Here is a 25,868-nt window from a genome sequence, read left to right on the forward strand (position 1 = left end):
GCGACGGGGCCTCCTCGCGACAAGGATCGGAGCCCCACCAGATTCGCCGGGAACGCTGACAGGCTGCTGACGCCCGGCTGATCGCCGGACGGCAGCCCGTTGCGCGGGTTGTCAGGCCTGCTTGACCTGGATGCGCCCGTTGCTGGTGCTCAGGTCGAGCTGGTAGCGGCCGGACGGGTCGTCGGAGACCCCGATGTCCTTGTGGCCGTTGCCGGTCTTCGCGGACACCTTGTACGTGGCGCTCGGCACGACCAGGGTGATGGCGCCGTTGGACGTCGACGCGGAGACGTCCTGCGGCTTGGTCGAGACGAGGTCGATCGCCCCGTTGTGGGTCTCGGTCTGGATGCGGCTGCCGTTCAGCCCGCGGCCGGTGATGGCGCCGTTGGTGGTCTTCACCTCCGTGGTGCCGTTCACCCCGTCCAGGCTGACCGCCCCGGAGTGGGTGGACACCTGCACGTTGCCCACCTGGGTCAGGTTGACCGAGCCGGAGTTGGTCTGGCCGCTGACCGGCAGGCCCGGGGGGACCTCGACGGTGTAGGTGACCGAGCAGTACTGGCCGCAGCCGCCCAGCACCAGGACGCCGTTCTCGACCCGGCTCGTCACCCCGGGCTTGTCGTTCTTGTAGCTGACCGACCGGTGCACGGAGACCTTGTCGAGGCCGTCCTTGCCGCGCAGGGTCACGCCGCCGGAGGTGGTGTCGAGCCGTACGGCGGTGATCTTGTCGCTCACCGTGGCGTCGTCGTCGAAGTTGTTGTCGGGAGCCAACCCGCACGCGCTGAGACCGCCCACGGCGGCCGCGAGGACGACGAAGGACGCGAGACGGCCGGACTGCTGGCGCATGTCATTCCCCAGATCTGAAGGACGTTCCTGGACAGGCCCCGTCGCGGGGCGGACCCCACGAAGCTATCCCGCTGGGAAAGCCGGGGACCATGGGGCTAACCCCCGTCTCCTGAGGGGGAGTTCCCCCAAACGGTGGATGTCAGGCGAATGTCAGTTCCGGGTCAGCGCAGCCGTCCAGAGTCGAGGCATGACAGCGCTGACGGCACGGGCTCCCGAGCGGACCCTGGGCGTACTGGGCGGCATGGGCCCGGCGGCGACCGCGGAGTTCCTGCGGCTGCTCGCGGCCGACGCGCCGGCCTCCCGGGACCAGCAGCACCCCCGGTTGCTGCTGCTGTCCGAGCCGGGCATCCCGGACCGCACCGCCGCGATCCTCGGCGGCGACGACGAGCCCGGGCGGCGGGTGCGGGAGTGCCTGCGCACGCTGGCCGGCTGGGGCGCGGACCTGCTGGCCGTCCCCTGCAACACGGCGCACGTCTTCCTGGACGGCTTCGCCGCCACCTCGCCCGTCCCGGTGGTCGACATCGTCGACGCCACCCTGGACGAGGCCGTCCGGCTGAGCCCGGACGGCGGCTGGCTCACGGCGACCACCGGGACCGTGCGCAGCGGCCTCTACCAGCGGCGGGCCGCGGCCCGGGGCTACCGGCTGCTGGTGCCCGACGGCGGGACGCAGGAGGCGGTCCACGGGGCCGCCGAACGGGTGAAGGCCGGACGGGCCGAGGAGGCCGGCGCCGCCTTCCGGGAGGCCGTCGGACGGCTCTGGCGGCGCCGGCGGCTGCCGGTGGTGGCGGCCTGCACCGAACTCCCGCTCGCCTACCGGAGCGCGGGCCTGCCGCCGGAGCTGATGGTCTCCAGCCTGGCCGCGCTCTCCCGGGCCTGCATCGCCGAGCTGTACCGGAGCGTCCCGGTGCGGTCCTGAGGCGCGCGCGTACGCGTACGGCACGGCCCCGGCGTTCCTCCGCCGGGGCCGTGCCGTAAGCGTGCGGGCCGGTCAGCCGCAGCCGCCCGCGTGGCCGTCGTCGACGGCCCGGGCGCCGAGCCCGACCGCCGGGGCGGCCGGCGGCGGCAGCGCCCCGTCGCCGCCGGCCCGGGCCCGCAGGTGGGCGACGAAGTCCGGCAGCCGGTCCAGCCCCCAGAAGCGGTTGAAGCCCTGGACGAAGAACGGGACGCCGAACACCCCGTCGTCGCAGATGTCCTTGAGTAGCAGGGCCCCCTGCCGGCGCAGCTCCGGGTCGTCGCTCGCACCCGCCAACTCCGCCGGGTCGAGGCCCAGTTCGGCCCCGATCCCGGCGATGACGGTCCGGTCGCAGATGTCCCGGCCCTGCTCCCAGCGGGCCCGGTAGGCGGCCGCGACGAACTGCGGGCCGAGACCCCCGCGCAGGGCCCGCAGATAGGCCAGGTGGGGGACCTCCCACACCGGGTCGCGGTCCACCGGCCAGCGGAACGCGATCCCCCGCGCGGCGGTGAGGCGCCGCACGTCCTGGAGGACGTACAGGTGCTTGGCGCGGGACATCGCGGTGTACGGGAACGAGCCGCCGAGCTCGGCCAGCAGCCGCTCGCTGGTGTCGTCCGGCTCGAAGAAGGGCCGCCACTCCACCGCCCCGGCGACGTCCGGGTGCCGCTCCAGCAGCTCGCGGTAGGCGAGCCAGGAGTACGGGCTGCGCAGCGAGAAGTAGAACCGCGGAGCCCTGCCGGGCCCGCTCACCTCGGGTCTCCCACAAGGCCCCGGCTTTCGAGCCGGGGAGACAGGGGTCCATCCGCCCAGGGAGTGGGGGACGCTCCTTGGTTTGGAGCCGCGATACGACGGAGCGAGCTGCGCGGGTTCGGGCGGAGGTCGTTGTCAGTGGTCCTCGATAGGTTGATCGTGTGCATCTTCGGTACTCCTATCGCATCTATCCGACGGTTGGTCAGCGCGAGGCTCTGGCCCGTACGTTCGGGTGTGCGCGGGTTGTGTACAACGACGCCTTGGCGGCACGGAAGGACGCCCGCAAGAGCGGCTTTCCGTACCCCAGGAGCTCGGACCTGCAGAAGCAGGTCATCACGGCGGCGAAGGGGACACCGGAGCGCGCTTGGCTTGCTTCGGTCGGGGTGGACCCGTTGATCCAATCGCTGAGGGACCTGGATGCGGCCGTCGCGGTGCGGACACCGCGTGCTGCATGGTCGTGACCTCAATGCTGCTCGGAACATCCTGGCCGCCGGGTAGGCGGACAGGCTAAACGCCCCTGGAGGGCCGGTCAGTCCCGGCGTGGCAATCCCACGCCGGGCACGGCCCGTCGAACGGGGAACCCACCTCGGCGACTTGCGACCCACGGGCAACCGTGCCGCAGGCGTGGGAGGAATCCCCATTCATTAGGGTGGGGAGGATGTCAAAGCACGAGCCCGCCGTCGACGCCGAAGACCTGCCCGGTGATGTACGAGGCGCGGTCGGAGAGCAGGAAGGAGACCAGGTCGGCGACCTCCTCGGGGCGGCCGAGGCGGCCCAGCGGAATGCGTCCGGTGAGGTCGGCGCCCTCGGCGAGGGCGGAGGTCATGTCGGTCTCGATGAAGCCGGGCGCCACGGAGTTGACCCGGATGCCGCGCGGCGCGACCTCCTTGGCCAGTGCCTTGGAGAACCCGATGATCCCGGCCTTGGACGCCGAGTAGTTGGTCTGGGTGGCGTTGCCGTACACGCCGGCCACCGAGGACATCGTCACCAGGGCGCCGGCGCGGCGCTTCATCATCGCGAACACCGCCGCCCGGCAGACGTGGTACGTGCCGTCCAGGTTGACCCGCATGACGTCCTGCCAGGCCTGCTCGGTGAGCAGCACCAGCGGGTTGTCCCGGACGATGCCGGCCGAGGAGACGACCGCGTGGAGCGGCCCCAGCTCCTGCTCGGCGGCCTTGACGAAGGCCTCGGCCTGGGCGCGGTCGGCCACGTCGACCCGCCGGGCCAGCACCCGGGCGCCGGCCGCCTCGGCCTCCTTCGCGGTCTCCGCCGCGGCCTCCTCCCGGGACTGGTAGCAGAACGCCACGTCGTAGCCGTCGGCGGCGAGCCGGGCCACCACGCTGCGTCCGATGCCCCGGGACCCTCCGGTCACCAGGGCGACCCGTCGTGCGGACATCAGGACCTCCCGTCGGTCGTGCTTCCAGGGGCCCGGAGGAGTTCCGCCGGGCGCAGCGCCAGCGTCAACTGGCCGACCTCCAGCACCGGGTGGCCGTCCACGGTGCTGCGGCCGGAGGTGATGAAGGAGTCGCCCAGGGCGCGGACCATGGTGACCTCGTGCACCACGACCGAGCCGGGGCGGACCGGGCCGAGCACCCGGACGTCCCGGGTCCGGGCCAGCAGCACGACCTGCCCGTCCAGCACGTTGGCGTTCGGCCGCTCCCAACAGGACAGCAGCACCGCGCACTGCGCCCAGGACTCCAGCAGCTGGCCGAGCGGGTAGTCGTACTCCTCGTTGGCGGCGTCCTCGGGCACGTCCCGGTAGGCGGGCTCGGCGAGGGTGACCGCCTTGTACGCGACGAGCCGGCGGCCCGGTTCGATCTCGGCGATCCGGTCGACCAGCAGCGCGGGGTGGCGGTGCGGGACGACCGAGGTGATGGCGGCGATGTCCTTCACAGGGCCTCCCGGGGGTAGAACAGGGTGATCTCGGCGGCGAGTCGGTCGTCGGCGTGGACCTGGGCGCAGACCCGGACCCCGTCGTGGTCGCGCTGGATCCGGGCGTCGACGGCGATCTCGTCGCCGGGCCGCACCGGGCTCAGGAAGCGCGCCCGGGTGAGCTCGGCCCGGCCGGGGCCGGGGACGGCGGCCGCGGCCGCCAGCTCGTGGACGTACTGCACCAGGCCGAAGCCGGGGACCACCGGCAGTCCGGGGTAGTGCCCGCGCAGGAACGGTTCGGCCGCGGTCAGCACGACGGTGCCCCGGACGTGCCGCGCCACCGGTTCGCCGGCCGCGCCGGGGGGTTCCGGGCGGCCGTCCGGCTCCGCCACGGTCAACGCTGTGAGCATCATGGTCTGTCCCTCCTCTGTGTCGGGGCCGTCCGGGCCTGCCGACCGGGCCCCGCCGGGGCCGGGCCTGCCGCGACCGGGCCCCGCCGTGTCCGGGCCGCCGCGGTCAGCCGCCCAGGAGCGCGCAGCCGACCGTGCCGTCCCGGTCGACGCAGGTCACCAGTGCCAGCCCGCCCTCGGGCAGCCGTCCCTCGCCGGCCGCGGCCAGCACCGCCGCCAGCTGGAGGCCGGTCGCGGCCGCCGAGGCGTCGCCGAGCAGCGGCCGGCAGCGGAGCCACTGCGGCTCCGCCCCGGCGGGCAGGGCCGCGCGCACCGCCGCCTCCTCGTCCGGTCCGCCGAGCGGGGCCGCCAGGCGTACGTCCCGGCCGTCCGCGCCGGCCTCGGCGAGCGCCGCGCGCACGCAGTCGGTCAGCGCCCCGGCGGCCTGCTCGGGCCGGTGGTAGGCGCGGAAGCGGGTGCCGAGCAGCCGTGCCAGGACCGGGCGGTGCGCCGCGCGCGCCTGCTCGGCGGACTCCAGCAGCCAGGCGACGCCGCCCTCGCCGAGCGGGGTCCGGCCGTCCTCGCCCGCGCTGTGCCACTCCAGCCAGGCGCGCTGGACCGAGTACTCCTCGGCGGCGCCGCACAGCACCCGGTCGCAGTGCCCGCCGCGGTACAGCCGGGCGGCGTAGCCGAGGGCGAGCAGGCCGGCCGACCAGCCGCCCGCGATGGTGCTGTTGGGGCCCTTGATGCCGTGCCAGATCGCGCACTGGCCCGCGGCCCGGTTCATCACGGTGTTCGGGAACCTGGCCGGGTCGACCAGGTAGGGGCGGTCGCCGGTGAGCGAGTCCTTGGTGAAGTCCATGATGCTCTGCACGCTGCCCGAGCCGGTGCCCAGGACCAGGCCGACCCGTTCGGGGCGGTCCAGCAGGCCGGGCCCGCAGCCGTCGAGCAGGGTGCCGAAGGTGTGCACGGCGAGCGCGGTGACCCGGTCCATGGTCCTGGTGCCCTTGCGGCCGAGGGCCGCGGCGGCGCTGAAGTCCGGTACCAGGGCGGCCTGTTCGTAGGGGCCGGGGTACGCGGTGCGGTCCAGTGCGGCGACGGCGCCGGTGCCCGCGCGCAGCCCCGCGCCGAAGGCCTGCGCGCCGACCCCGAAGGGCGAGACCGCCGACCAGGCGGAGAACACCGGCTCGGGCACCGCCCGGTCCGGGCCGGCCGGCCGGGCCCGGGCCCGGCTGTCGGTCGCCGTCATGCCCGGCCCCGGCCGAGGGCCTTGCCCGCCTTGCCGGTCAGGGCGTCGGTCAGCCGGTCGTCGAAGTCGACGAGGCTCCAGTCGCGGCGGTTCTCGATCACCGCCCAGCCGTGGGTGATCCGGCCGGTGGCGGTCGGCACCAGGACGCCGTCGCGCAGCACGTAGGCGTCCATCCGCGCGGTGTAGGTCAGCCGCTTGAAGACGCTCTCGACGGTGTAGACGGTGTAGAGCGTCTCCTCCATCAGCGCCTCGTCGAGGAGGGTGATCCGGGAGTGCGGGACGACCGGGATCCAGTCCTGCTCGTCCAGCAGGGTCTTGATGGAGACGCCGCGGTCCGCCAGGAAGAGGTCGACGACCTCCTCCATCTGCCGCAGGTACCCGGACATCTGGACCCGCTCGGTGAAGTGGCAGTAGAAGTACGGCATCCGCCACGCCCAGCCGAAGGCGTTGCGGCCCGCCGTCAGCTGCTCGAGCGGGTCGGTGCCGGGCTCCAGCGGGACGGGCGCCGCGCCCGCGCCCAGCCGGTCGACGGTGAGCCCGACGAGCTCGGCGGGCGGTTCGGCGACGGCGTGGCCGCGCGGGTCGGAGCGGAGGTGGACGGTGGCCTTGGCGGCGACGGCCTTCACGGTCTCGCCGGAGCGCTCCACGGTCAGCTCCACGCCCAGGCGCAGCCCGCCGCCGTCCTGGGCGGGCAGCCGGCGCACGGTGGCCGTCACCACGTCGTCGATGTGCAGCGCGGTGAGGATCTTGGTGTCGAGATCGGTGAGGTCGACGCCCAGGCCGTACCGCTCGAAGAGCTCCCCGGGCGGGAACCCGTGCTGCCGGGCGTGGTCGTAGACCGCCTCCTCGACCAGGTAGTTGACGTGCTTGAAGCCGATCCAGGTGCAGATGTTCGAGCCCTCGTAGCGGGGGCGCAGCCGCACCCGCGTGGTCGGGTCGGCGGCGGGGGCACTGCTGGTCATGGCAACTCCTGGGGTGAGAGGGTGGTGGCGTCGGCGTGCGGCGCCCCGGGCACGGCGGCGCGCAGGAACTCGCACACCAGCCGGGTGACCAGGTCGGGCCGCTCGACCATCGGGAAGTGCCGACAGTCCGGCAGCAGTTCGTACCGCGCCCCGGGCACCCGGGCCGCGAGGGCCCGGCCGTCCTCGGGCCGGGCGGCGGTGTCCCGCTGCCCGGACAGCACGAGCAGCGGCGAGCCGACGGCGCCGAGGTCGAGCGTGGGGGAGCGCAGGTAGGCCTCGAAGAACCGCATCCAGCCGTACGGCCCGACCTGGTCGCGCAGTTGGCGCGCCATCCAGTCGCGGTGGGACCGGGCGAACCGCGCGGTCTCGCCGACCTCCAGCGCCTCCTCGAAGACGCGGTGGAAGTCGTTGAGGTAGTACGAGATCACCGACCAGTCGAAGTCCTTGGGGCTGGGCCGGTAGAAGGGGCTGATCAGCACGGTCGGCCGGGGCGCGGTGCGGCCGGCCGCGGTCGCCTCGACGACCAGGTTCGCCGCGTACGAGTGGGCCACGACGGCGTCGAAGCGCTCGTCCAGCAGCTCGACCAGGAACCGGCCGGGGTCGGGCCGGGCGCCCCAGCCGTCGCCCTCGGACTGGGCGCGCCAGGGCAGTTCGACGTCCCACAGCTCGAAGGCGGCCCCGGCCCGCCGGACCAGCGGGCTCCACACCGAGGGTTTGCCGCCCAGGCCGTGCAGCAGCAGCACCCGGACCGGGTCGGGGCTCTCGGCGGCCCTGCGCAGCCGGGGGGTGGGCGCGCTCATGCGTCCGGGTGCGCTCGGTACGCGCCGAGGATGAGCACCGCGTTGTTGCCGGCGAAGGCCAGCGCGTTGTTCTGCACGATGCGCACCTCGGCGGGGCGGGCCCGGTTGGGGACGGGGTCCAGGCCGCACTCCGGGTCGGTCTGCCGGTGGTTGATCGTCGGGGGGATGAAGCCCTCCTTGATCGCCAGCGCGCAGGCGGCGGAGGCGAGGGCGCTGGCCGCGCCCATGGTGTGGCCGAGCATGGACTTGATGGAGACGGTCGGCGGCGGGGTGGCGAACACCTGCCGGATCGCGCCCGCCTCCGTCACGTCGTTGGCTTTGGTGCCGGTACCGTGCGCGGAGATGAAGTCGATGTCCTCCGGCTTCACCCCGGCGTTGCGGTGGGCCAGTTCGATGCAGGCGGCGAGGCTGTCGCGGTCCGGCGCGACCGGGTGGTGGGCGTCGCAGTTGAGCCCGTACCCGAGCACCTCGGCGTAGATCCCCGCGCCGCGGGCCAGCGCCGACTCCAGGCTCTCCATCAGCAGGATGCCGGCGCCCTCGCCGGTGAGGATGCCCTTGCGGTCGACGTCGAAGGGCTGGCTCAGCTCCGGCGCGATGGTGCCGAGCCGGTAGAAGCCGGTGAAGGTCTTGCGGCAGACCGCGTCGGCGCCGCCGGACAGGGCGACGTCCGCCTCGCCGGAGCGGATCGCGTCGAAGCCGGAGCCGATGGCGTAGTTGCCCGCGGCGCAGGCGGTCGCGATGGTGACGGCCTCCACGTCGGTGAGCTCCAGTTCGCGCACCACGCTGCTGGACAGCAGGCCGGCCGCCGACCGGCGGGCCACCACGGCGGGCAACCCTTCGGGTCCGTGGTGGAGTTGGTGCTCCGTCAGGGCGTCGAGGTCGCGCGACTCGCCGTCGGTGGTGCCGACCGAGACCAGGACGCGCCTGGCGCGGAGCTCCTCCAGGGCGAGGCCCGCGTCGGCCACCGCCATCCTCGCCGCCGCGACGGAGAACTGGCTGGCCCGGCCCAGCTCTTCGGGATCCCCGTGCTCGATCCACTGGGCCGGGTCGAAGTCGTCGATCTCGCAGCCGTTCGCGTGGGCGTAGCCCGTGGTGTCGAAGGACGTGATCGGCTTGACGCCGCTGCGGCCGCTGCGGAGCCCGCCGAGGAACTCGGCCGCCCCGGTGCCGATGCTGGTGACCGCGCCCAGCCCGGTGATGACGACCCGGCGCGGTTCCCGGTCTCCGCTGCCCACCATTGCTGACTCCGTTCTGTCGACTCGGCGCTGCGGCGGGCTACTTGGACAGGCTCTCCTGGACGACGGCGACGACACCGTCCAGGTTGACCATCCGGATCAGCTCGGCCTGGTCGATCTCGATCGAGAAGGTCCGCTCCAGCGAGGAGAGGATCTCGATGGCGCCCAGCGAGTCGGCGTTGTGGTCCTCCTTGAACCGGCTGGTGTCGGTGACCTCGTCGGCCTCCAGTTCGAGGATGTCGCAGACGATCTCCTTGATCTGGGCGCGCTGTTCGGTGGTGACGACCGCGGTGCTGGGCATTTCGCCTCCCGGTGAGGGGGTGGGTGCGACAGATGATGATCTGAATTCTTCTCGCCCGCGCTGACGGACAACTGACGTGCAACTGACGGTCGTTGATCGGCTTGACAGTGCTCGCCAACACCTGTCAGTCTCAACTTTCAGGTAGGAGGAAGAGGGTGGGGGTGCCGACAAGCGCGGAACTACTGGCCCTGCTCGCCGCCGTCGGGCACACCCAGCGCCTGCGGATCATCGGCGAACTGGCGCAGGGCCGGGTCCACGTCAGTGAACTGGCCCGGCGGCTGGGCATGTCCAGGCCGCTGCTCTACATGCACCTGGAGCGGCTCGAACACGCCGGCCTGGTCGCCGGCGCGCTGGAGCTCTCCGATGACGGCAAGGCCATGAAGTTCTTCGAACTCACTCCGTTCGACATCCGCGTCACGGTCGACACCGTCATCGCCGCCCTCCGGGAGGACCGGGCGCAGGTCGACGGGCGCAACGCGACGCCCGAAGGCAGCGACGCCTGAACCAGGCGCCGCCCGGAGGAAGGCGCGACGCCCGAAGGAACAGAAGGGACCCTCATGAGCGGCGGCGTGATCGCCATCGTCATCACACTGATCGTCATCGGCGGGATCAGCGTCAGCATCGTCTCGTACTTCACCCTCCAGCGGCACCGCGCGGACGCCGCCGCGATGGCCGCCTACCGGCAGCTGGCCGAGGAGACGCTGACCGGACAGAAGGCGCTCCGGGGTGAACTAAGGGCGCTGACCGCCAGGTTGGCATCGGTCGAGGACCTGCTGCGAAGCGTCGACGAACTCTGAACCACCCGTCCCACCCGTTCCATCCGCGCCGTCCGGCGCCATCCCGTCCCATCCGTCCTGGTCACCCACGGAGTCGCCATGACCACCGCCACCGTGCACGGCATCGACGATGCCGTGCGACTGAGGAACGTCTGCCGTGGCTACGGCAACGAGCGCAACCGGGTCGTCGCCCTCGACGACGTGTCGGTGGGCTTCGGCCGCAGCACCTTCACCGCGGTGATGGGCCCGTCCGGCTCCGGCAAGACCACGCTGCTGCAGTGCGCCGCCGGGCTGGACCGGCCGGACTCCGGCTCGGTCTCGCTGGACGGCATGGAACTCGCCGGGCTCAGCGAGAAGGAGCTCACCAGGCTCCGCCGGGACCGGATCGGCTTCATCTTCCAGGCCTTCAACCTGCTGCCCGCGCTGAGCGTGGCCGACAACGTGGCCCTGCCGCTGCGGCTGGCCGGGCGCCGGCCCGGCCGGGAGAGCGTTGAGCGGGTGCTGGAGCAGGTCGGCCTCGGCTCGCGCAGCAACCACCGGCCCGGCGAGCTGTCCGGCGGCCAGCAGCAGCGGGTCGCCATCGCCCGGGCCCTGATCACCCGGCCCGCGGTGCTCTTCGGCGACGAGCCGACCGGCGCGCTGGACACCCGCACCGCGGTGGAGATCCTGCGGCTGCTGCGCCAGGCCGTCCACAACGACGGGCAGACCGCCGTCATGGTCACCCACGACCCGGTCGCCGCCTCCTACGCCGACCGGGTGCTGTTCCTGGCCGACGGGCGGATCGTCGACGAGCTGAGCGGCGCCTCGGCCGACACCATCGCCGAACGGATGACCCGGCTCGGTGCCTGGGGCGACAGCTCCGACGGCTCCGGCACGGCGGTTGCCTCCGGCGCCCCCGTCGCCCGCGGCGGAGAGGCGGCCCGCTGATGTTCGCCCTGGCCCTGCAGACCCTGCGGTTCCGCAGGACGAGCTTCATCGCCTCCACCGTCGCGCTGTTCTTCGGCGCGGTGATCCTCACCGCCTGCGGCGGCCTGATGGAGACCGGCATCCGCCACCGGGTGCCCCCGTTCGCGGCCGTCCCGCCGGGCACCCAGCAGGCGGCCAGCCGGCTGATCTCGATGTCCGCGGTGTTCGGCGGGATCGCCGCGATGGTCACCGTCTTCATCGTCGGCTCCACGCTGGCCCTGGTGGTCCAGCAGCGCCTCGGCGAGATGGCGCTGCTGCGCGCGATCGGCACCCTGCCCGGCCAGCTCCGCCGGATGATCGTGGTGGAGACCCTGGTCGTCGCGCTCGTCGCCGTCGCCCTCGCCCTCGTCCCGGGCTACCTCGCGGGCGGGTGGATGCTGGAGCAGATCGCGGCCAGCGGCGTGGTCACGAAGGGGATCACCTACCACGCCGGCTGGATCCCGATGGTCACCGCGGGCGGCACCTCGATGCTCGCCGCGCTGACCGCGGCCTTCATCGCCTCCCGGCGGGCGGCGCTCTCCCGGCCCGCCGACGCGCTCGCCGAGTCCCGCCTCCAGCACCGCTGGCTGAGCGGCCCGCGGCTGGCCTTCGCGGTGCTCTGCCTGGCCGGCGGCACCGCGCTGGCGGTGGTCACCGGCACCGTGATGAACGGCGAGGTCGCCGCCAGTACGGCCGGCCCCTCGGCGATGCTCTGGGCGGGCGGGATCGCCCTGCTCGGCCCCGGGCTGACCAAGGTGCTCACCGGGGTGTTCCACCGGCCGCTGCGCGCGCTGTTCGGCCTGACCGGGGACCTGGCGATGGACAACGCCCGGGCCCGCCGGATCCGGATCGCGGGCGCGGTCAGCCCGGTGATGCTGGCCACCGGGCTGTCCACCGCGCTGATCTACCTCCAGACCACGCTCTCCGCCGGCCAGGGCGGCGACGGGGTCGGCGCCTGGGTGGACTACCTGTTGGCCGGCAGCATCATCGCGTACGCGGTGATCTCCCTGGTCAACACCCTGGTGGTGGCCGCCGCCGAGCGCCGCCGGGAGTTCGCCCTGCAACGGCTGGTCGGCGCCACCCCCGGCCAGATCCTGGCCATGACCGGCATCGAGTCGCTGCTCGTCACCATCGTCGGCACGGTGCTGGGCACCTTCGTCGCCGCGGCCACGCTCGCCCCCTTCCGGATGGCGCTGGACGGCTCCTGGCTGCCCCGCGGACCGGTCTGGATCTACCTCTCGATCGTCGGGTTCGTCGGGGCGCTGACCGCCCTCGCCAGTGTCTCGGCCACCGGCGCCGCCCTGCGGACGCCGCCGGCCGAGGCGCTCGCCACCCTGTGACCGGCCCCGGGCCCGGACCACTCCGGGCCCGCCCGGCCGGCCCCGCCCCACTGCACCCGGGGCGGCAGGAAGGACTCCAACTCGGCGAACTGGTCCGGGTGTCGGGTGACCCACGACCAGTACCCGGGGATCGTGCGGGCGTACTCGCAGTAGTAGCGCCGGAGCGTGGTGAGCAGTCTGCGCTGGATGTCGTCGGTCACCGAGTCGCTGCGCCACACCAGCAGCATGTCGGTGCCCTCGGCGACGGAGACCGGGACGAGCCGCACCTCGCGGGTGACGCCGGTGGGCGGCGTCAGCGCGGCGGCCCGGACATCCCGGACCCAGTTCATCGCCTCGTGGTGGCCGTCGACGTAGTGCAGCACCTCCAGGTCGGCCCGGCCGACGGCGGCGAACAGCTGCTTCTCGATCGGGTGGAACCAGTGGTCGCGGGTGTAGCGGACCCACCGCAGCGAGGCGAGCTGCGCCGGGCTCACCGCCTCCTGGCCGACCAGGTGGTGGTCGTGCGGGAGCGCCACCCAGACGGGCTCCCGCACGATCACCGTACTGGCCAGGGCGGGTTCGTCCGCCTCGGCCGAGGCGGCCAGCGCGACCCCGGGCACCATCGCGGCGTGCAGGGCGCCGCGGGACACCTGCGCGATGGCGGCGTCGGGGCTGAGCGTCTCGGTCTGCACCTCCTTGACCGGCAGCGCGGACTTGAGCGCGCTGCGCAGCGACGGCGGCGTCCACTCGGCGTTCCCGAACCGGAACACCTCCGAGAAGTGCGCGGCCGCCTCGGCGATCACCCGGTCCGCGTGCTGGACGAGTTCGGCCAGAATCGGGATGAGCCTTTCCCCCAAGGCGGTCGGAATGGTTCCGGTTCTGGTCCGTACGAACAGCTCGCCGCCCACGGCTCTTTCGATCCGCTTCAATTGTGCGGTGAGGCTCGATTGGGGAAGGCTCAATTGGGCGGCGGCTCTGGAAATGCTGCCCAGCCGGTCGATGGTGGTAACGATCTTGGCATGCCTCAACTCAACGTCCACTGGGCCCCCGTCCGCGATTCCGACTTCCTCGCGTAGCCACCAGGAAAAATCCAAGGCGGTCACCACGCTAACAGAGTGATCCTTGACCGTCCACAGTCGGAAGCGGCGTGAACGGGCCGGAACGGGACGGGGGTCGGGAGGGGGGAATGCGCGGCGCGGCCGGTGATCGGAAACCGGTATTCCGGGATTTTCCGGAACGGGCATATGCCGAGCGGGATCAGGCCGGTACGGGCCCGGCGAAGTCGAGCACCCGCCGCGGCTCGCCGAGCAGGTCGGCCTGCCGGAGGATCGCCTGGTAGGCGTGGTGCAGCGCGCGGCCGGGCTCCAGCCCCAGGTCGTCGGCGAGCCGGCGGCGGGTGCTGTGGAAGACCTCCAGCGCCTCGGCCTGCCGGCCGTCGCGGTAGAGCGCGAGCATCAACAGCTCGCTCAGGCGCTCCCGTTCGGAGTGCTCGACGGCGAGCTGCCGCAGTTCGGACACCGGGACCCGGGCCGAGTCCACGGCGAGCTTGGCGGCGGTCAGGTCCTCGTACGCGCTGATCCGGCGCTCCTCCAGGTGCGCCGCCCGGATCCGGCAGCGCAGCCCGTCGCAGGAGTCCATCAGGGCGCCGCCGCGCCACAGGCCGAGCGCCTCCTCCAGGGTCGCGATCGCGCGGTCCGGGTCGCGCCGGGCGAGATCGCCGCCCGCGTCGGCGAGCCGCAGGAAACGGTGCGCGTCGATCGCGTCCGTCGGGACGTCGAGGAGATAGCCGCCGTTGGCGGTGCGGAGGGTTTCGTCGCCCTTGCGGCCGGTCACGGATTCCAGCAGCCGGCGCAGTCGGCCGACATTCGCCTGGAGGGCGTTGCGGGCATTGGCCATCGGCTGGTCGCCCCATAACTCGTCCACGATCTCGTCGAACGGGACCGGGATCCCCGGTGAGGTCGCCAGCAGGGTCAGCACGACGCTGGTCCGCTTCGACGCCATGGTGTAGTGCACGTTCTCGTGTGACAGGATCAGCGGACCGAGAAGCTTGATTTCCACAGCAGCACCCCATGATTTTCCGAGCCGTCCAGGTGAGTCTGCGCGACGCCGGTGCGGACCGGGAGATACCAGCCGGGCGGGGCGGCCGGGGGCGGATGGTATGACACGCCCTGTGCATGACACCCGGAGGGGCGCCGGATCGACGGGGGAGCGATCCGGCGCCCGGCTCGGAGGCGGGGGTGCGGCCTCGCCGCGCCACCCGGGACGGGCCGACGGGGACGCACCGTGACGGCGGGCCCGTATCTGTCGACCTGTCAGAAGAATGCTACAGGTGGCGGGTTGAGCTGTCCATGGGAAGTCGGAGGTGCGGCTACGGCTGCCCGGCGCCCCGGCCGTAGCGGTCCAGCTCGTGGAAGAAGCCGTCCACGACGGCGAGTTCGCCCCGCGCGGCCAGCGCGTCGTAGACGTACCGGCCGACCGCGAGGTCGAGCACGCCGAGCCCGAACGGCGAGAACACCACCGGCCGGTCGGTCGGCACCCGGACCTTTCCGGCCATCACCTCGTGGAGCGTGCCGTCGATGAAGTCCCGGTTGCCGGTGAGCTGTTCGGTCAGGTGCGGGGAGGTCTCCGCCTTCAGGCAGTGCTCGACGTCGTCCAGCACGTTGGCCGAGGCGAGCAGCACCTCGGGCGCCAGGTCGCGCAGCGAGACGTTGAGCACCACCGGGTTGTGGGAGAACCACGAGGGGTCGGTGAGGTGCGGCTTCGCGGCGACGGTCGCCAGGACCACCAGGTCCGAGGTGCGGACCAGTTCCTCGGCGCTCCCGTGCACGGTGATCCGGGGCGAGGCGCCGGCCTGCTCCCGGTCGGCCCGCTCCGGGTCCGCGCGCTCCAGGTAGGAGCGGAAGCCGGCCGCGTGCTCGGCGGACAGGTCGTGCACCCCGACCTCGTCGAACTCCCAGCCGGTGCGGGCCAGATAGGTGTGGATGTGCCGGGCGATCAGCCCGGTGCCGATGAAGCCGACCCGCCGCGGCCGGGGCCGGCCGGCGGAGAGCCGGTCGGCCGCCAGCGCGGCCGAGGCGGCGGTGCGGGCGGCGCTGATGATCGAGCTCTCCAGGCAGGCGATCGGGTAGCCGGTCGCGGGGTCGTTGAGCACCAGCACCGCGGAGGCCCGGGGGAGGCCCGCGGCCACGTTCTCCGGGAAGCTGGAGATCCACTTGATCCCGTCGACCGGCGTGCCGCCGCCCACCGAGGCCGGCAGCGCGATGATGCGCGAGCTGGGCCGGTCCGGGAAGCGCAGGAAGTACGACGGCGGGTTCACCGTGTCCCCCTCGCCGTGCACCCGGTAGGTCGCCGCGACCAGGTCGACGGTCTGCTTCTCGTTGCCGGACAGCACGCCGTGCACCTGCGCGCCGGGGACGACGGCGAACTGCGGGATCTGCCTCTGCTGCGTCATGAGTGGCTCCGTCTCGGGGGAGATCTGGCCACAGCAGTGTGGCTGACCTGCGCTGACACCGCGCTGATGACCCGTCAGGCGTTCGAATGGTCCGACAGGTACGGGTCAACCCGACCTGCGACTTTCGACCAGTGCCAAATGACCTGGTCGGACCTTACGAGGATGCCTAGAGTCACTCTCTGGTGGCGCCGCCCTCAGCTTCTACCAGCGGGGTGACGACCGACGGCGCCACCTCGGCCGGTATCCGGCACCTCCCCTGCCGGAAACACGTGGACCACCGAAGAGGAGTCACCAGTGCTCGACCGGGTTGTGATCGTAGGCGGCGGAACAGCGGGTTGGATGACGGCTTCGTACCTGAAGGCCGCGTTCGAGGACCGGGTGGACATCACCCTCGTGGAATCCGGCAACATCTCCACCGTGGGCGTCGGCGAGGCCACCTTCAGCGACATCCGCCACTTCTTCGAGTTCCTCGGACTCAAGGAGAAGGACTGGATGCCGGCCTGCAACGCGACGTACAAGCTCGCCGTCCGCTTCGAGGACTGGCGCGAGCCCGGCCACTACTTCTACCACCCGTTCGAGCAGATGCGCTCGGTCAACGGCTTCCCGCTCACCGACTGGTGGCTCAAGCAGGGGCCGACCAGCCGGTTCGACAAGGACTGCTTCGTGATGGCCTCGGTCATCGACGCCGGCCTCAGCCCCCGCCACCTCGACGGCGCCCTCATCGACCAGCCCTTCGACGAGGGCGCGGACGAGATGCAGGGCCTCACCATGTCCGAGCACCAGGGCAAGACCCAGTTCCCGTACGCCTACCAGTTCGAGGCCGCGCTGCTCGCCAAGTACCTGACGCAGTACGCCACCGACAGAGGCGTCAAGCGCATCGTCGACGACGTCCAGGACGTCCGGCTCGACGACCGCGGCTGGATCAGCGGACTGCGCACCGCCGAGCACGGCGAGCTCACCGGCGACCTCTTCATCGACTGCACCGGCTTCCGCGGGCTGCTGCTGAACAAGGCGCTGGAGGAGCCGTTCATCTCCTACCAGGACACCCTGCCCAACGACAGCGCCGTCGCCCTCCAGGTGCCGATGGACATGGCGAAGCGCGGCGTGCTGCCCTGCACCACCGCGACCGCCCAGGACGCCGGCTGGATCTGGACGATCCCGCTGATGGGCCGGGTCGGCACCGGGTACGTCTACGCGAAGGACTACCTCTCGCCGGAGGAGGCCGAGCGGACCCTGCGCGCCTTCGTCGGCCCCGCCGCCGCCGACGTCGAGGCCAACCACATCCGGATGCGGATCGGCCGCAGCCGCAACTCCTGGTCCCGCAACTGCGTGGCCGTCGGCCTCGCCAGCGGCTTCGTGGAGCCGCTGGAGTCCACCGGGATCTTCTTCATCCACCACGCCATCGAGCAACTGGTCAAGTACTTCCCGGCGCAGGACTGGAACCCGGTCCGGCGCGACCTCTACAACCGGGCCGTCGCCCACGTCATGGACGGGGTAAGGGAGTTCCTGGTCCTGCACTACGTCGCCGCCAAGCGCACCGACACCCAGTACTGGCGGGACACCAAGACCCGGAAGATCCCCGACTCGCTGGCCGAGCGGCTCGAACTCTGGAAGGCCCAACTCCCGGACTCCGAAACGGTCTTCCCCTACTACCACGGCCTGCCGCCGTACTCCTACATGAGCGTCCTGCTGGGGATGGGCGGCATCGAGGTGGCGCACTCCCCGGCCCTGGACCTCTCCGACGGCGCCGCCGCGGAACGGGAGTTCGCCCAGATCCGGGAGAAGACCGAACGGCTCGTCGCGACGCTGCCCAAGGCGTACGACTACTTCGCCCGGATGCGCTGACCACGATCCCGGGAAAGGGGCCCGTTCGTCATGGACGTCCTCCAGCTCCTGACACGCGTCGTGCACGCGGCCGCCGTCCTCGGCGTCGTGCTGCTGATCGCCGTGGCGGGCAGGAGAGTCGCGCGCCGTCTCCGGCAGCCGGAGGTGATCGGGGAGATCACGGGGGGCCTGCTGGCCGGGCCCGCCGTGATCGCCCTGGCCGGCCGGCCCGCCTTCGACGCCGTGCTGCCGGGGCCGGTGTTCGACCTCGTCAAGACCGTCGCCGAGGCCGCCCTGGTGCTCTTCCTGGTCGGCCTCGCCCACAAACTGCGCCGCGGCCGGGACCGGCTGCCCCGGCGCGCCACCACCTGGATCACCGTCGGGGCGCTGGTGCCGCCGCTGGCCACCGGAGGCCTGCTGGTCGGGCTGATCGCCCTCACCGGCGACCGGGCGGCCCGCGGCGGCGCCCCGCTGCCGGCCTTCCTCCTGATGGTCGCGGTCACCATGTCCATCACCGCCGTCCCGGTGATGGCCCGCATCCTGGCCGACCGCGGGATGAGCGACGGCGTCCCGGGCCGGCTCTCGCTGGCCTCCGCCGTCGTCATCGACGCCTGCGGCTGGCTGCTGCTCTCCCTGGCGATCAGCCTGGGCGCCGGGGACCCGGCACGCTCGCTGCACTCGCTGCGCGCCCTGGCCGTCGGCGTGGTCTGCGCGCTGGCCATCCGCTACGCGCTGGGCACCCGGACCGCGTCCCGGCTCTGCGGCCGCTCGCCCCGGGTGATGGCGGTCCTGGTCGCGGTGGCCGCCCTCGCGGTGGCCTTCGCCATGAAGCACCTCGGCATGACGTCGATCCTCGGCGCGGCACTGGCCGGGCTGGCGGTCCCGCACGACGACGGCGGCCCGTGGACCCGGGTGGTGTCCACGGTCTCCCGGTCGGGGCAGTTCCTGACCCCCGCCTTCTTCGTGGTCACCGGGGTCACCGTGCTCACCGGCGCCTTCTCCGCCACCTCCGGGGTGCTGATCGTCGGCACCGTCCTGCTGGGCTTCCTCGGCAAGGGCCTCGGCGGCTACCTCGGGGCCCGGGTCGGCGGCCAGCCGCCCCGGACCGCCCGGCGGATCGGCGCGCTGATGAACACCCGCGGCCTCACCGAACTGATCGTCCTCCAGGCCGGTTTCGCCTCCGGGGTGCTGCCCGCGCCGCTGGTCCTGGCCCTGGTGGTGATGGCACTGGTCACCACGGCGGCCACCGGGCCGCTGCTGGAGCTGTTCGACCGGATGGAGGGCCGCCCGGCGGCCGAGGGGATCAGCGCGACGGCCATGGCGCCGGTGGAGTCCGTCGAGACAGAAAGCGGTGCGAGATGACCGAGTACGCGGGCGACCGGGCCCGGTTACCGGCCGGGGCCTCCGGGGCCTCCGGGGCCTCCGGAGCCGTGGGGACGGCGGGAGCCACCCCCGACGAGTTCCGGGCCATGATGAGCGGGTTCCCCACGGGCGTGAGCGTGGTGTCCGCCACCGGCCCCGACGGCGCCCCGAGGGGCATGACCTGCTCCGCGGTGTGCAGCGTCTCACTCGACCCGCCCACCCTCCTGGTCTGCCTGCGCGACGGCAGTCCCACGCTCGAAGCGGTCACCGACAGCGGCCTGTTCGCGGTCAACCTGCTGCACGAGGACGCCCAGGGGACCGCCGAACTGTTCGCCTCCGGCAACCCGGACCGGTTCGGCCTGCTCCCCTGGGAGCAGGCCCCGGAGGCGGCCGGCCCGCACCTGGTGCGCGACGCCCACACGGTGGCCGACTGCGACGTGGTGCTGGCCCAGCGGGTCGGCGACCACGTCACCGTCTACGGCGAGATCCGCCGGGTCGTACGGCGCCACCACCCGCGGCCGCTGCTGTACGGGCTGCGCCAGTTCCGGGCCTGGCCGCGGAGCTGATCCCGGAACGGCGGGAAGGGCGAGGACCCCCGGCACCGGACGGCGGCCGGGGGTCCAGCCCGTTGTGCCTACGAGGCGAGGAGGTGCGAGGCGCTCCGCGGCCGGGCCCCGCGGGCCGGCCGCTCGGACCGGTCGCAGCCCGTCGCCGCCGGCCGTACCGGCCCGCCGTCCAGCAGCGCCATCCCGAGCGGCGTCACCGAGTGCAGCACGGTGTTGCGCACCCGGCGGGTGGTGATCAGCCCGCTCCGGCGCAGCACCGCCGCGTGCTGGCTGGCGCTGGCCGCCGAGATGCCCAGCCGGTCGGCGAGCTGGCTGGTCGTGCAACTCGCCCGCAGCGTACGCAGGGCGGCCGCCCGGGTCTGGCCCACCAGGGCGCCGAGCGGCCGCGAGCCGCTGTCCCGCTCCTGCCACAGCTGGGCCCCCTTGCGGGCGTGCGGCGGGGCCGCGAACACCAGCACCACCTGCGCGTCCGGCCCCTCGGCGTCGATCGCCAGGCCCGGCCGGTGATTGAGGAACACCGAGGGGGTGAGCACCAGGCCCCGGCCGCCCAGCCGGATGTCCTGGTCCGGCCCGCCGGGGATCTCCAGGACCGGCGCCCGCCAGGTCATCCGGGGGTGCGCGGTGGACAGCAGCAGCTCCACCCCGCCGGCCATCACGATCCGGCCGCGTGCCTCGCACTCGGCCACCAGGTAGGCGTGCAGGTGCTGCCAGAACGGCGCCACGGCCAGCTGCCAGGCCTCCAGCAGGCAGGCGTCCACGCCCGCCCCGGGCCGCTGCGGCAGCTCGGCGGCCTCGGACGCGTCGAACGGCCCGGACGGCTCGGGCGGCGCGTCGGGCGCCTCCGCGTACCGCAGCGCCTGCCGGAGCAGCGAGTCCACGTCGTGCTCGGGACGGCTGCGCGGGCGGGGCACCGGCCGCCGGGGGAGGCGCTCGTTCACCTGCTTTCGCCACCGGGCGTACGGCGCGCTCACGCCGCGGTCCAGCAGGTCGCAGGCGAAGGCCGATTCCACGAGCGGGCCCATGGTGCTCTTCAGCCGGGTTCTGGCGAGGTCGGCTGCGGTGAAGTGAATCCTCTGCACGATGAAGGTCCCCGTTTCCGTGTCGATGAGGGAGAAATCGACGTGGCCCGGCCGCCGCCACGCGGGCAGGCCGGGCCCTTCCTCGGATGGATCGGACGTCGCCGCTACGAGGCCCGGGCGGTGGAGGCCTCGCGCAGACTGCGCGGGCGCATGTCCGTCCAGTTGGCCTCGACGTAGGCCAGCGCCTCCTCGCGCGGCCCCTCGGCCAGGGCCACCGCCCAGCCGTCCGGCCGCTCGGCGAACGCGGGCCACAGCGAGTGCTGGCCCTCGTCGTTCACCAGCACCAGGAAGGTCCCGTCCGCGTCGTCAAAGGGGTTCGACATGTCGCACACTCCATTCCGGGTAGGGCGCGGTGCGGCCCTCGGGTCATCGGCGCACGCGGGACAACCGGGTGGGCCCGCTCCGCACATGCTCCCTCGGCTCGCTGACATGGTGCTGACCGCACCCTGATGGGGCTCCGGCGAGCCCGCCGGAACCCAGGAGGGGCGGTGAACTCTCCTTGGTCACAATGAATATGACACACCGTCCGTTCCGATACCGGCGTTCCGCACCGTTGCGGCCGGCGGCGCGGAGCCCGGCCGGGGAGCCGGTGCGGCCGACGTCCCGACGGGCCCCCGCACGGACGTGCCCTACCATGGCCCCGTGTTCCTCTTCCGTGACTAGGGCCCCGCGCGGCGACCGCACCCCGGTGGTGCGGTCCTTCGGCGTCCCGGTCCACCGGCGCGCGGCGCGCGCCAGCTCCAGAGGAACCCCTCCATGTCTTCGTCCTACGCGACGGTCCTGCGCACCCCCGGCGCGGTCCGGCTCTTCAGCGCGGCCCTGACCGGCCGCCTCTCCTACGGTGTCGTCCCGCTCTCGCTCCTGCTGGCCGTCACCGCCACGACCGGCTCGTACGCCCGGGCCGGCTGGCTGACGGCGCTGTTCGCCGCCTCCAACGTGCTGCTCTCACCCGCCCGGGCCGGGCTGGTCGACCGCCACGGCCCGCGCCGGACACTGCCGCCGATGGCGGCCGGGTACGCGCTGGTGCTGCTCGGCCTGGCCGCCGCCACCTGGCGCCCCGGCGTCCCGTACCCCGTCCTGCTCGCCCTCGCCGTGGCGGCCGGCGTGCTCGCGCCACCCCTCGGCCCGGTCACCCGGGCGCGGTGGAGCGCCCTGCTGTCCGATCCCGGGCTGCGCCGCCGGGCCTACAGTCTGGACACCGTCGCCGAGGAACTCCTGTACATCACCGGCCCGTTGCTGGCCGGGGTGATCGCGGCGACGGCCCGCCCGGCGCTCGGACTGGTGCTGGGCGCCGCCCTCGTCCTGACCGGTTCCCTCGCCCTGGCCGCCTCGGTCCGCGGTGTCGGGCCGGACCGCGCCGAGGCCGACTCCGCCGCCACCGGCGGCCGTTCGCGCCCCTGGCGGCCGCCGGCCCGGACCGGCCTGCCGCTCGCCGCGGCCGCCGGGGCCGGGGCCGGACTCGGTGCGTTCGCCCTGCTGACGGTGGTCTTCGCCCGGCGGCACGGGCAGGCGGCCGACGCCGCCTGGGTGGAGGCGGCGCTGGCGGCCGGGAGCGCGACCGGCGGCCTCGCCCTCGGCGCCCTCGACTGGCGGGCCCCGGCCCGGCGGCGGCTCGCCGTCCTCACCGCGGCCTTCGCCGGCGCTCTGACCCTGACCGCCCTCGCCCCGACGGTCCCGCTCCTCGCGGCCGTCGCCGCCCTGGCCGGCCTCACCGTGGCCCCGACCCTCACCACCGCCTACCTGCTCGCCGACGAACTCGCCGAGCCCGGCCACCGGACGCGCGCCGGCGCCTGGGTCAACACGTGCTTCAACGCCGGCAGTTCGGGCGGCACCGCGCTGGCCGGCCTGCTCGCCGACCACCTGCCGCTGCCCCTCTGCCTCGCCCTCGCCGCCACCCCGGCCCTGGCCGCCCTCAGCACCGCCCGGCCCCGTCCCACCACCCCGCCCGATCGCCTGCCCGCCTGATGCCGGGCCACCGCGCGGGCGGCAGCACCCGCCCGCGCGGCCTCCGGGGCCTGGGCGGCGCATCGGAGTACGGAGCGGCGCTCGAACCCGGCGGTCACGCCCCGCGCGCGATGAGTTCCCGTACGCCGTCCGCGACGGCCTTGCTGGTGCGCCACTTCCGGAGGAGGCGGTCCGCCGCCAGTTCCTCGACGACGGAGGTCAGCCAGGCGTCGTCGCCGAGCCGTTCGACCCGGCCGAGGTCGACGATGTTCCCCAGCAGCTGGTGCAGCAGCGTGATCTCGGGAGCCGGGTACCACCGCCGGTGGTGGACGAACCGGGGGCTCCACAGGTCGTAGGGGTGCCGGACCATGGCACTCAGGCAGGAGCCGTGGGTGCCGATCGCCTCGTGGGGCGCGTGGTGACCGGTCAGGAGTCCGCCGGCCAGTGTGCTGAGGAACCGGCCGCTGGTGACCCCGAGCTTCAGGCTCATCAGGCGCTTCCACGGGACCAGGAAGGGCTCCCGTCCGGTGACGCGGTGCTCGAACCCCTCGGGGAGGACGGCGAGATACGCCTTGCTCTCGTGGTCGCCGATGTACCAGCTGCCGTCGACCCGCACCAGCGGGCCGAGCCCGGGGTCGAGGTCGCGGCCGGCCCCGACGGGCGGCGCGGCGGTACCGGAGGCGGCGGGGCGGTCGGTGTTCATGGCTCTCCTCAGGACGGGCGAGCAGCTGCCCGCCGACCAGACTTCCCGGCACACCCCCCGCGGTCACCATACCGGCGGACAGCGGCCGTTGGGCGGGAGGACGCGCAACGGCCCAGAGGACCTACCCGACGTCGGACGGCTCCGAGGCGGCCGGGACGGTCTCCAGTGCGGTCATCCGCGGGAGCAGGAACAGCACCGCGACCAGCAGGACCAGCAGCAGCCCGCCGCCGACGAGCAGCGGGGTGCGGATGCTGACGACGGAGGCGATCCAGCCGCTGAGGGCGGCGCCGGCCATGATGCCGAGGCGGCTCAGCAGCATGTAGCAGCTGTTGACCCGGCCGAGCAGTTCCTTCGGTACGGCCTGCTGGCGCAGCGAGATCGCCTGGATGTTCCAGGTGACGATCCCGAAGCCGATCACGCCGTACAGCGCGGCGACTTCGGCCACCGAGGTGCTCAGGCCCATCAGGATCAGCGAGACGCCCATCAGCAGGAAGGCGAGGGCGATCCGGGTGCCCCGGCCGAGCAGCCGGCTGAGCCGGCCGGCCAGGGTGCTGGCGGCGGTGCCGCCGATGGCGCCGGCCGCGAGCACGATGCCGTAGGAGGCGGCGGGTGCGTGGATGACCTTGGTGACCATCAGGACCATCATGGTGGTGCCCATGAAGCAGGCCAGCGCGCCGAGGGTGGAGAGCACGGCGAGCATCCGCACGTCGCGGTGGCGGAGCAGCCAGTCGACGCCCTCGCGGATCTCGGTGAGCACCGGGCGGCGGTCGGCCCGGGTGCTGGGGGCGGTGGAGCGGCCGGTGGCGGCGACCAGGACGGCGGCGAGCGCGAAGGAGACGCCGTCCACGGCGAAGGGGTGGGCGGCGGCGACGGCGAACAGCGCGGAGCCGAGCAGCGGGCCGATCAGGTTGCCGCCGACCAGCATGTTGGCCTGCATCCGGCCGTTGGCGGCGTCGAGTTGGTCGGGGCGGACCAGCTCGGGGACGGCGGAGGTGGCGGCGTTGGAGAAGACCGTCTCGCCGCAGCCGAGCAGGAAGGCCAGGGCGGCGAGCGCGACCAGCGGCGGGTCGGCGAGGAAGACCCAGGCGGCGAAGCCGAGGACGACGACGGCGCGCGCGGCGTCGATGGTCCACATCAGCCGCCGCCGGTCGGCCCGGTCGGCGAGCACCCCGCCGTAGAGGGACATCAGCAGGAAGGGCAGCGAGGCGGAGACGGAGACCACGGAGACCGCGCTGGGGGAGTCGGAGACGGCCACCGCGAGCAGCGGCAGGGCGGAGTCCCGCATGCCGTCGCCGACCGATGAGATCGCCGACGCGGACCACAGCAGGTTGAACTTCCGGCCCAGTTGGGGACGGCTTTTGGACGGCTTCGCGGCCAGGTCTGCTGAGGTCACCGAGGCAGTATGTCATGTCCGCGGAGGGCCGTTCGGGCGGTTTCCGAAGTGCCCGGGGCGTCCCGAACTGTCCGTGTCGGTACGGGTGTCGGGCTCGTCCGGGGGCGTCCGGAGTGTCCGGTGGGTTTCAGCCGGTTTCCGGTGGTTCGTCGGACGGCGGTGGAGGGCCGGGCGCGTTCAGCCCAGCCCCGAGACGCCCTTGACGAGGGTGGTCAGCCCGCCCGCCAGGGCCAGGCCCAGCACGACCAGCCGGGCGCGGGCCTCCGGCACCCGGGCGGCGAGCAGCCGGCCGATCGCCGCGCCGCCCGCGAGCGCGGTGGCCACCAGCCACCAGGCGGTCCCGGACAGCGCGGGCAGCCCCTTGCCCGCGAGGGAGAAGGCGTTCACCACCACGCCGTAGAACTGGGCGTTGGGCAGGAACTCGCGCGCCGTCCAGCCGGTGTTGACGGCGTACAGGGAGACGGCCGGACCGCCCACCCCGGCGGCCGAGTTCATGAACCCGCTGGTGGCGCCCGCGACCAGGGCGCCGCCGACCCCGCGCAGCGCGGCCGCCCGGACCCCGCGCAGCACCAGCAGCGAGGCCAGGGTGACCAGCGCGCCGATGCCGACGAGCAGTCCGGGCGTCGGAACCGTCGCCGCGACCCAGACCCCGGCCGGCACCGTGCAGGCCGCGGCGAGGATCAGCGGCAGCATCGCCGCCAGCCGTACCTGCCGCCAGCTGCCCAGCAGGCCGACGGCGCTGATGGCCCCGGCGGCGAGGTTCGACAGCGTGACGCCGTCGCCCGGCCCGAGCAGCAGCACCAGGACGGGCGCCGCGACCAGGGCGAAGCCGATCCCGGCGAGCCGCTGGACGGAGGCGCCCAGCAGGACGGTGCAGCCCAGTACGAGGTCGGTGGTCAAGCCGTCGGGCATCGGGCGCGGCCTCCCTCTCGGCGGGCTCCGCCGTCGGCGGGCGGTGCGTACCGATCATGCCGCACAGGCGGGTCGGGCGTGCCGTCGGTCTCATCGGGGACGGCCCGGAGATGTGGTCGGGAAGTATGCGAACTAGTGAGGCCGTGTCCGAACTCGATGCGATTTCCCGGCGCTTTCCGTCACCCGCGCCGGTGAACGCGGGGTGAGTGCGGGACGTGGGCGACCGGTGGCCGCTGTCCTGGGG

Annotated in this window: 28 protein-coding genes and 1 pseudogene; 10 read left to right on the top strand and 19 right to left on the bottom strand. The window is 73.4% G+C overall.

Annotated features, from left to right (window positions below):
- Positions 1-111: 111 nt before the first annotated feature.
- A complete protein-coding gene (locus ACFVXH_RS13890) occupies positions 112-840 on the bottom strand; it encodes a DUF4097 family beta strand repeat-containing protein (RefSeq protein WP_049655082.1) in 729 nt (242 codons plus the stop codon).
- A gap of 187 nt (positions 841-1,027) precedes the next feature.
- Here ACFVXH_RS13890 and ACFVXH_RS13895 point away from each other — a divergent pair, with 187 nt between their 5' ends.
- Positions 1,028-1,756 carry an aspartate/glutamate racemase family protein gene (locus tag ACFVXH_RS13895; RefSeq protein ID WP_053112228.1) on the top strand — a complete coding sequence of 243 codons (729 nt, stop codon included), beginning with the start codon at positions 1,028-1,030 and terminating at the stop codon, positions 1,754-1,756.
- A gap of 72 nt (positions 1,757-1,828) precedes the next feature.
- On the opposite strand, the gene ACFVXH_RS13900 is transcribed toward ACFVXH_RS13895, so the two are convergent.
- Positions 1,829-2,542, bottom strand: coding sequence for a 2-hydroxychromene-2-carboxylate isomerase (locus ACFVXH_RS13900; protein ID WP_387823092.1), 714 nt, complete (start codon positions 2,540-2,542; stop codon positions 1,829-1,831).
- A 161-nt stretch (positions 2,543-2,703) separates the two neighbouring features.
- Between ACFVXH_RS13900 and ACFVXH_RS13905 the strand changes: the two genes are divergently transcribed.
- A complete protein-coding gene (locus ACFVXH_RS13905; RefSeq protein WP_387823095.1) occupies positions 2,704-3,003 on the top strand; it encodes a helix-turn-helix domain-containing protein in 300 nt (99 codons plus the stop codon).
- 200 nt (positions 3,004-3,203) lie between these two features.
- On the opposite strand, the gene fabG is transcribed toward ACFVXH_RS13905, so the two are convergent.
- The 8 genes from fabG to ACFVXH_RS13945 form a co-directional block, all read right to left on the bottom strand.
- Positions 3,204-3,938, bottom strand: a complete 735-nt coding sequence (fabG, locus tag ACFVXH_RS13910; RefSeq protein WP_049655090.1) for a 3-oxoacyl-[acyl-carrier-protein] reductase — start codon at positions 3,936-3,938, stop codon at positions 3,204-3,206.
- Complete coding sequence (locus tag ACFVXH_RS13915; RefSeq protein WP_049655093.1) at positions 3,938-4,435, bottom strand: 3-hydroxyacyl-ACP dehydratase FabZ family protein; 498 nt, start codon at positions 4,433-4,435, stop codon at positions 3,938-3,940. The genes fabG and ACFVXH_RS13915 overlap by 1 nt, the downstream gene beginning before the upstream one ends.
- Entirely contained in the window at positions 4,432-4,827 is a 396-nt protein-coding gene (locus ACFVXH_RS13920; protein ID WP_049655096.1) for a hypothetical protein, read from the bottom strand. The genes ACFVXH_RS13915 and ACFVXH_RS13920 overlap by 4 nt, the downstream gene beginning before the upstream one ends.
- Positions 4,828-4,930: 103 nt before the next feature.
- Positions 4,931-6,052, bottom strand: coding sequence for a beta-ketoacyl synthase N-terminal-like domain-containing protein (locus ACFVXH_RS13925; RefSeq protein ID WP_387823100.1), 1,122 nt, complete (start codon positions 6,050-6,052; stop codon positions 4,931-4,933).
- On the bottom strand, positions 6,049-7,014 hold the full coding sequence (locus ACFVXH_RS13930; protein ID WP_380742025.1) for a hypothetical protein: 966 nt from the start codon (positions 7,012-7,014) through the stop codon (positions 6,049-6,051). Before ACFVXH_RS13930 ends, ACFVXH_RS13925 begins: the two co-directional genes overlap by 4 nt.
- Entirely contained in the window at positions 7,011-7,814 is an 804-nt protein-coding gene (locus ACFVXH_RS13935; protein WP_387823103.1) for an alpha/beta fold hydrolase, read from the bottom strand. The genes ACFVXH_RS13930 and ACFVXH_RS13935 overlap by 4 nt, the downstream gene beginning before the upstream one ends.
- Positions 7,811-9,052: a beta-ketoacyl synthase gene (locus ACFVXH_RS13940; RefSeq protein ID WP_049652156.1), complete on the bottom strand. Its 1,242-nt coding sequence runs from the start codon at positions 9,050-9,052 to the stop codon at positions 7,811-7,813. Before ACFVXH_RS13940 ends, ACFVXH_RS13935 begins: the two co-directional genes overlap by 4 nt.
- A gap of 37 nt (positions 9,053-9,089) precedes the next feature.
- On the bottom strand, positions 9,090-9,350 hold the full coding sequence (locus ACFVXH_RS13945) for an acyl carrier protein (RefSeq protein WP_049652157.1): 261 nt from the start codon (positions 9,348-9,350) through the stop codon (positions 9,090-9,092).
- A gap of 161 nt (positions 9,351-9,511) precedes the next feature.
- On the opposite strand from ACFVXH_RS13945, the gene ACFVXH_RS13950 reads away from it, so the two are divergent.
- From ACFVXH_RS13950 to ACFVXH_RS13965, 4 genes are all read left to right on the top strand, one after another.
- Entirely contained in the window at positions 9,512-9,853 is a 342-nt protein-coding gene (locus tag ACFVXH_RS13950) for a winged helix-turn-helix domain-containing protein (RefSeq protein ID WP_049652158.1), read from the top strand.
- Between the two features lie 66 nt (positions 9,854-9,919).
- Positions 9,920-10,147, top strand: a complete 228-nt coding sequence (locus tag ACFVXH_RS13955) for a hypothetical protein (RefSeq protein ID WP_387823107.1) — start codon at positions 9,920-9,922, stop codon at positions 10,145-10,147.
- A gap of 78 nt (positions 10,148-10,225) precedes the next feature.
- Entirely contained in the window at positions 10,226-11,053 is an 828-nt protein-coding gene (locus ACFVXH_RS13960) for an ABC transporter ATP-binding protein (protein ID WP_387823109.1), read from the top strand.
- Positions 11,053-12,411 carry an FtsX-like permease family protein gene (locus tag ACFVXH_RS13965; RefSeq protein ID WP_049652161.1) on the top strand — a complete coding sequence of 453 codons (1,359 nt, stop codon included), beginning with the start codon at positions 11,053-11,055 and terminating at the stop codon, positions 12,409-12,411. The genes ACFVXH_RS13960 and ACFVXH_RS13965 overlap by 1 nt, the downstream gene beginning before the upstream one ends.
- On the opposite strand, the gene ACFVXH_RS13970 is transcribed toward ACFVXH_RS13965, so the two are convergent.
- The 4 genes and pseudogenes from ACFVXH_RS13970 to sbnB form a co-directional block, all read right to left on the bottom strand.
- On the bottom strand, positions 12,303-13,247 hold the full coding sequence (locus ACFVXH_RS13970) for a substrate-binding domain-containing protein (protein ID WP_241852889.1): 945 nt from the start codon (positions 13,245-13,247) through the stop codon (positions 12,303-12,305). The genes ACFVXH_RS13965 and ACFVXH_RS13970 overlap by 109 nt on opposite strands.
- Positions 13,248-13,250: 3 nt before the next feature.
- A pseudogene (locus ACFVXH_RS13975) lies at positions 13,251-13,634 on the bottom strand (LysR family transcriptional regulator); the annotation flags it as partial.
- Positions 13,635-13,647: 13 nt separating this feature from the next.
- Positions 13,648-14,448 carry a BTAD domain-containing putative transcriptional regulator gene (locus tag ACFVXH_RS13980; protein WP_387823113.1) on the bottom strand — a complete coding sequence of 267 codons (801 nt, stop codon included), beginning with the start codon at positions 14,446-14,448 and terminating at the stop codon, positions 13,648-13,650.
- Positions 14,449-14,758: 310 nt separating this feature from the next.
- Entirely contained in the window at positions 14,759-15,841 is a 1,083-nt protein-coding gene (sbnB, locus tag ACFVXH_RS13985) for a 2,3-diaminopropionate biosynthesis protein SbnB (protein WP_387823116.1), read from the bottom strand.
- A gap of 294 nt (positions 15,842-16,135) precedes the next feature.
- Here sbnB and ACFVXH_RS13990 point away from each other — a divergent pair, with 294 nt between their 5' ends.
- The 3 genes from ACFVXH_RS13990 to ACFVXH_RS14000 are packed head-to-tail and all read left to right on the top strand — an operon-like array spanning position 16,136 to position 19,593.
- On the top strand, positions 16,136-17,686 hold the full coding sequence (locus tag ACFVXH_RS13990) for a tryptophan halogenase family protein (RefSeq protein WP_074002444.1): 1,551 nt from the start codon (positions 16,136-16,138) through the stop codon (positions 17,684-17,686).
- Positions 17,687-17,716: 30 nt separating this feature from the next.
- Positions 17,717-19,027, top strand: coding sequence for a cation:proton antiporter (locus tag ACFVXH_RS13995; RefSeq protein WP_387823121.1), 1,311 nt, complete (start codon positions 17,717-17,719; stop codon positions 19,025-19,027).
- The gene (locus tag ACFVXH_RS14000; protein ID WP_387823123.1) at positions 19,024-19,593 is read left to right on the top strand and encodes a flavin reductase family protein; all 570 of its coding nucleotides are present in this window, start codon (positions 19,024-19,026) and stop codon (positions 19,591-19,593) included. The genes ACFVXH_RS13995 and ACFVXH_RS14000 overlap by 4 nt, the downstream gene beginning before the upstream one ends.
- Before the next feature lie 68 nt (positions 19,594-19,661).
- Here ACFVXH_RS14000 and ACFVXH_RS14005 read toward each other — a convergent pair whose 3' ends face one another.
- On the bottom strand, positions 19,662-20,672 hold the full coding sequence (locus tag ACFVXH_RS14005; protein WP_117487099.1) for an ArsR family transcriptional regulator: 1,011 nt from the start codon (positions 20,670-20,672) through the stop codon (positions 19,662-19,664).
- 104 nt (positions 20,673-20,776) lie between these two features.
- Positions 20,777-20,995: an MbtH family protein gene (locus ACFVXH_RS14010; protein WP_049652169.1), complete on the bottom strand. Its 219-nt coding sequence runs from the start codon at positions 20,993-20,995 to the stop codon at positions 20,777-20,779.
- Between the two features lie 433 nt (positions 20,996-21,428).
- Here ACFVXH_RS14010 and ACFVXH_RS14015 point away from each other — a divergent pair, with 433 nt between their 5' ends.
- On the top strand, positions 21,429-22,637 hold the full coding sequence (locus tag ACFVXH_RS14015; protein ID WP_387823127.1) for an MFS transporter: 1,209 nt from the start codon (positions 21,429-21,431) through the stop codon (positions 22,635-22,637).
- Positions 22,638-22,731: 94 nt separating this feature from the next.
- On the opposite strand, the gene ACFVXH_RS14020 is transcribed toward ACFVXH_RS14015, so the two are convergent.
- From ACFVXH_RS14020 to ACFVXH_RS14030, 3 genes are all read right to left on the bottom strand, one after another.
- Positions 22,732-23,319, bottom strand: coding sequence for a hypothetical protein (locus ACFVXH_RS14020; RefSeq protein ID WP_387823130.1), 588 nt, complete (start codon positions 23,317-23,319; stop codon positions 22,732-22,734).
- A 121-nt stretch (positions 23,320-23,440) separates the two neighbouring features.
- The gene (locus ACFVXH_RS14025; RefSeq protein WP_387823133.1) at positions 23,441-24,712 is read right to left on the bottom strand and encodes an MFS transporter; all 1,272 of its coding nucleotides are present in this window, start codon (positions 24,710-24,712) and stop codon (positions 23,441-23,443) included.
- Positions 24,713-24,889: 177 nt separating this feature from the next.
- Entirely contained in the window at positions 24,890-25,624 is a 735-nt protein-coding gene (locus ACFVXH_RS14030) for a sulfite exporter TauE/SafE family protein (protein ID WP_117487094.1), read from the bottom strand.
- Positions 25,625-25,868: the final 244 nt, after the last annotated feature.

The organism is Kitasatospora sp. NPDC058184, assembly GCF_042883725.1.
Classification (GTDB): Bacteria; Actinomycetota; Actinomycetes; order Streptomycetales; family Streptomycetaceae; genus Kitasatospora.

Bases quoted from the DNA above. Each gene is read 5' to 3' on its own strand.
- ACFVXH_RS13890 (WP_049655082.1), bottom strand. From the start codon at position 840: ATGCGCCAGCAGTCCGGCCGTCTCGCGTCCTTCGTCGTCCTCGCGGCC.
- ACFVXH_RS13895 (WP_053112228.1), top strand. From the start codon at position 1,028: ATGACAGCGCTGACGGCACGGGCTCCCGAGCGGACCCTGGGCGTACTG.
- fabG (WP_049655090.1), bottom strand. From the start codon at position 3,938: ATGTCCGCACGACGGGTCGCCCTGGTGACCGGAGGGTCCCGGGGCATC.
- ACFVXH_RS13920 (WP_049655096.1), bottom strand. From the start codon at position 4,827: ATGATGCTCACAGCGTTGACCGTGGCGGAGCCGGACGGCCGCCCGGAA.
- ACFVXH_RS13925 (WP_387823100.1), bottom strand. From the start codon at position 6,052: ATGACGGCGACCGACAGCCGGGCCCGGGCCCGGCCGGCCGGCCCGGAC.
- ACFVXH_RS13930 (WP_380742025.1), bottom strand. From the start codon at position 7,014: ATGACCAGCAGTGCCCCCGCCGCCGACCCGACCACGCGGGTGCGGCTG.
- ACFVXH_RS13935 (WP_387823103.1), bottom strand. From the start codon at position 7,814: ATGAGCGCGCCCACCCCCCGGCTGCGCAGGGCCGCCGAGAGCCCCGAC.
- ACFVXH_RS13940 (WP_049652156.1), bottom strand. From the start codon at position 9,052: ATGGTGGGCAGCGGAGACCGGGAACCGCGCCGGGTCGTCATCACCGGG.
- ACFVXH_RS13945 (WP_049652157.1), bottom strand. From the start codon at position 9,350: ATGCCCAGCACCGCGGTCGTCACCACCGAACAGCGCGCCCAGATCAAG.
- ACFVXH_RS13960 (WP_387823109.1), top strand. From the start codon at position 10,226: ATGACCACCGCCACCGTGCACGGCATCGACGATGCCGTGCGACTGAGG.
- ACFVXH_RS13965 (WP_049652161.1), top strand. From the start codon at position 11,053: ATGTTCGCCCTGGCCCTGCAGACCCTGCGGTTCCGCAGGACGAGCTTC.
- sbnB (WP_387823116.1), bottom strand. From the start codon at position 15,841: ATGACGCAGCAGAGGCAGATCCCGCAGTTCGCCGTCGTCCCCGGCGCG.
- ACFVXH_RS13995 (WP_387823121.1), top strand. From the start codon at position 17,717: ATGGACGTCCTCCAGCTCCTGACACGCGTCGTGCACGCGGCCGCCGTC.
- ACFVXH_RS14000 (WP_387823123.1), top strand. From the start codon at position 19,024: ATGACCGAGTACGCGGGCGACCGGGCCCGGTTACCGGCCGGGGCCTCC.
- ACFVXH_RS14010 (WP_049652169.1), bottom strand. From the start codon at position 20,995: ATGTCGAACCCCTTTGACGACGCGGACGGGACCTTCCTGGTGCTGGTG.
- ACFVXH_RS14015 (WP_387823127.1), top strand. From the start codon at position 21,429: ATGTCTTCGTCCTACGCGACGGTCCTGCGCACCCCCGGCGCGGTCCGG.
- ACFVXH_RS14020 (WP_387823130.1), bottom strand. From the start codon at position 23,319: ATGAACACCGACCGCCCCGCCGCCTCCGGTACCGCCGCGCCGCCCGTC.
- ACFVXH_RS14030 (WP_117487094.1), bottom strand. From the start codon at position 25,624: ATGCCCGACGGCTTGACCACCGACCTCGTACTGGGCTGCACCGTCCTG.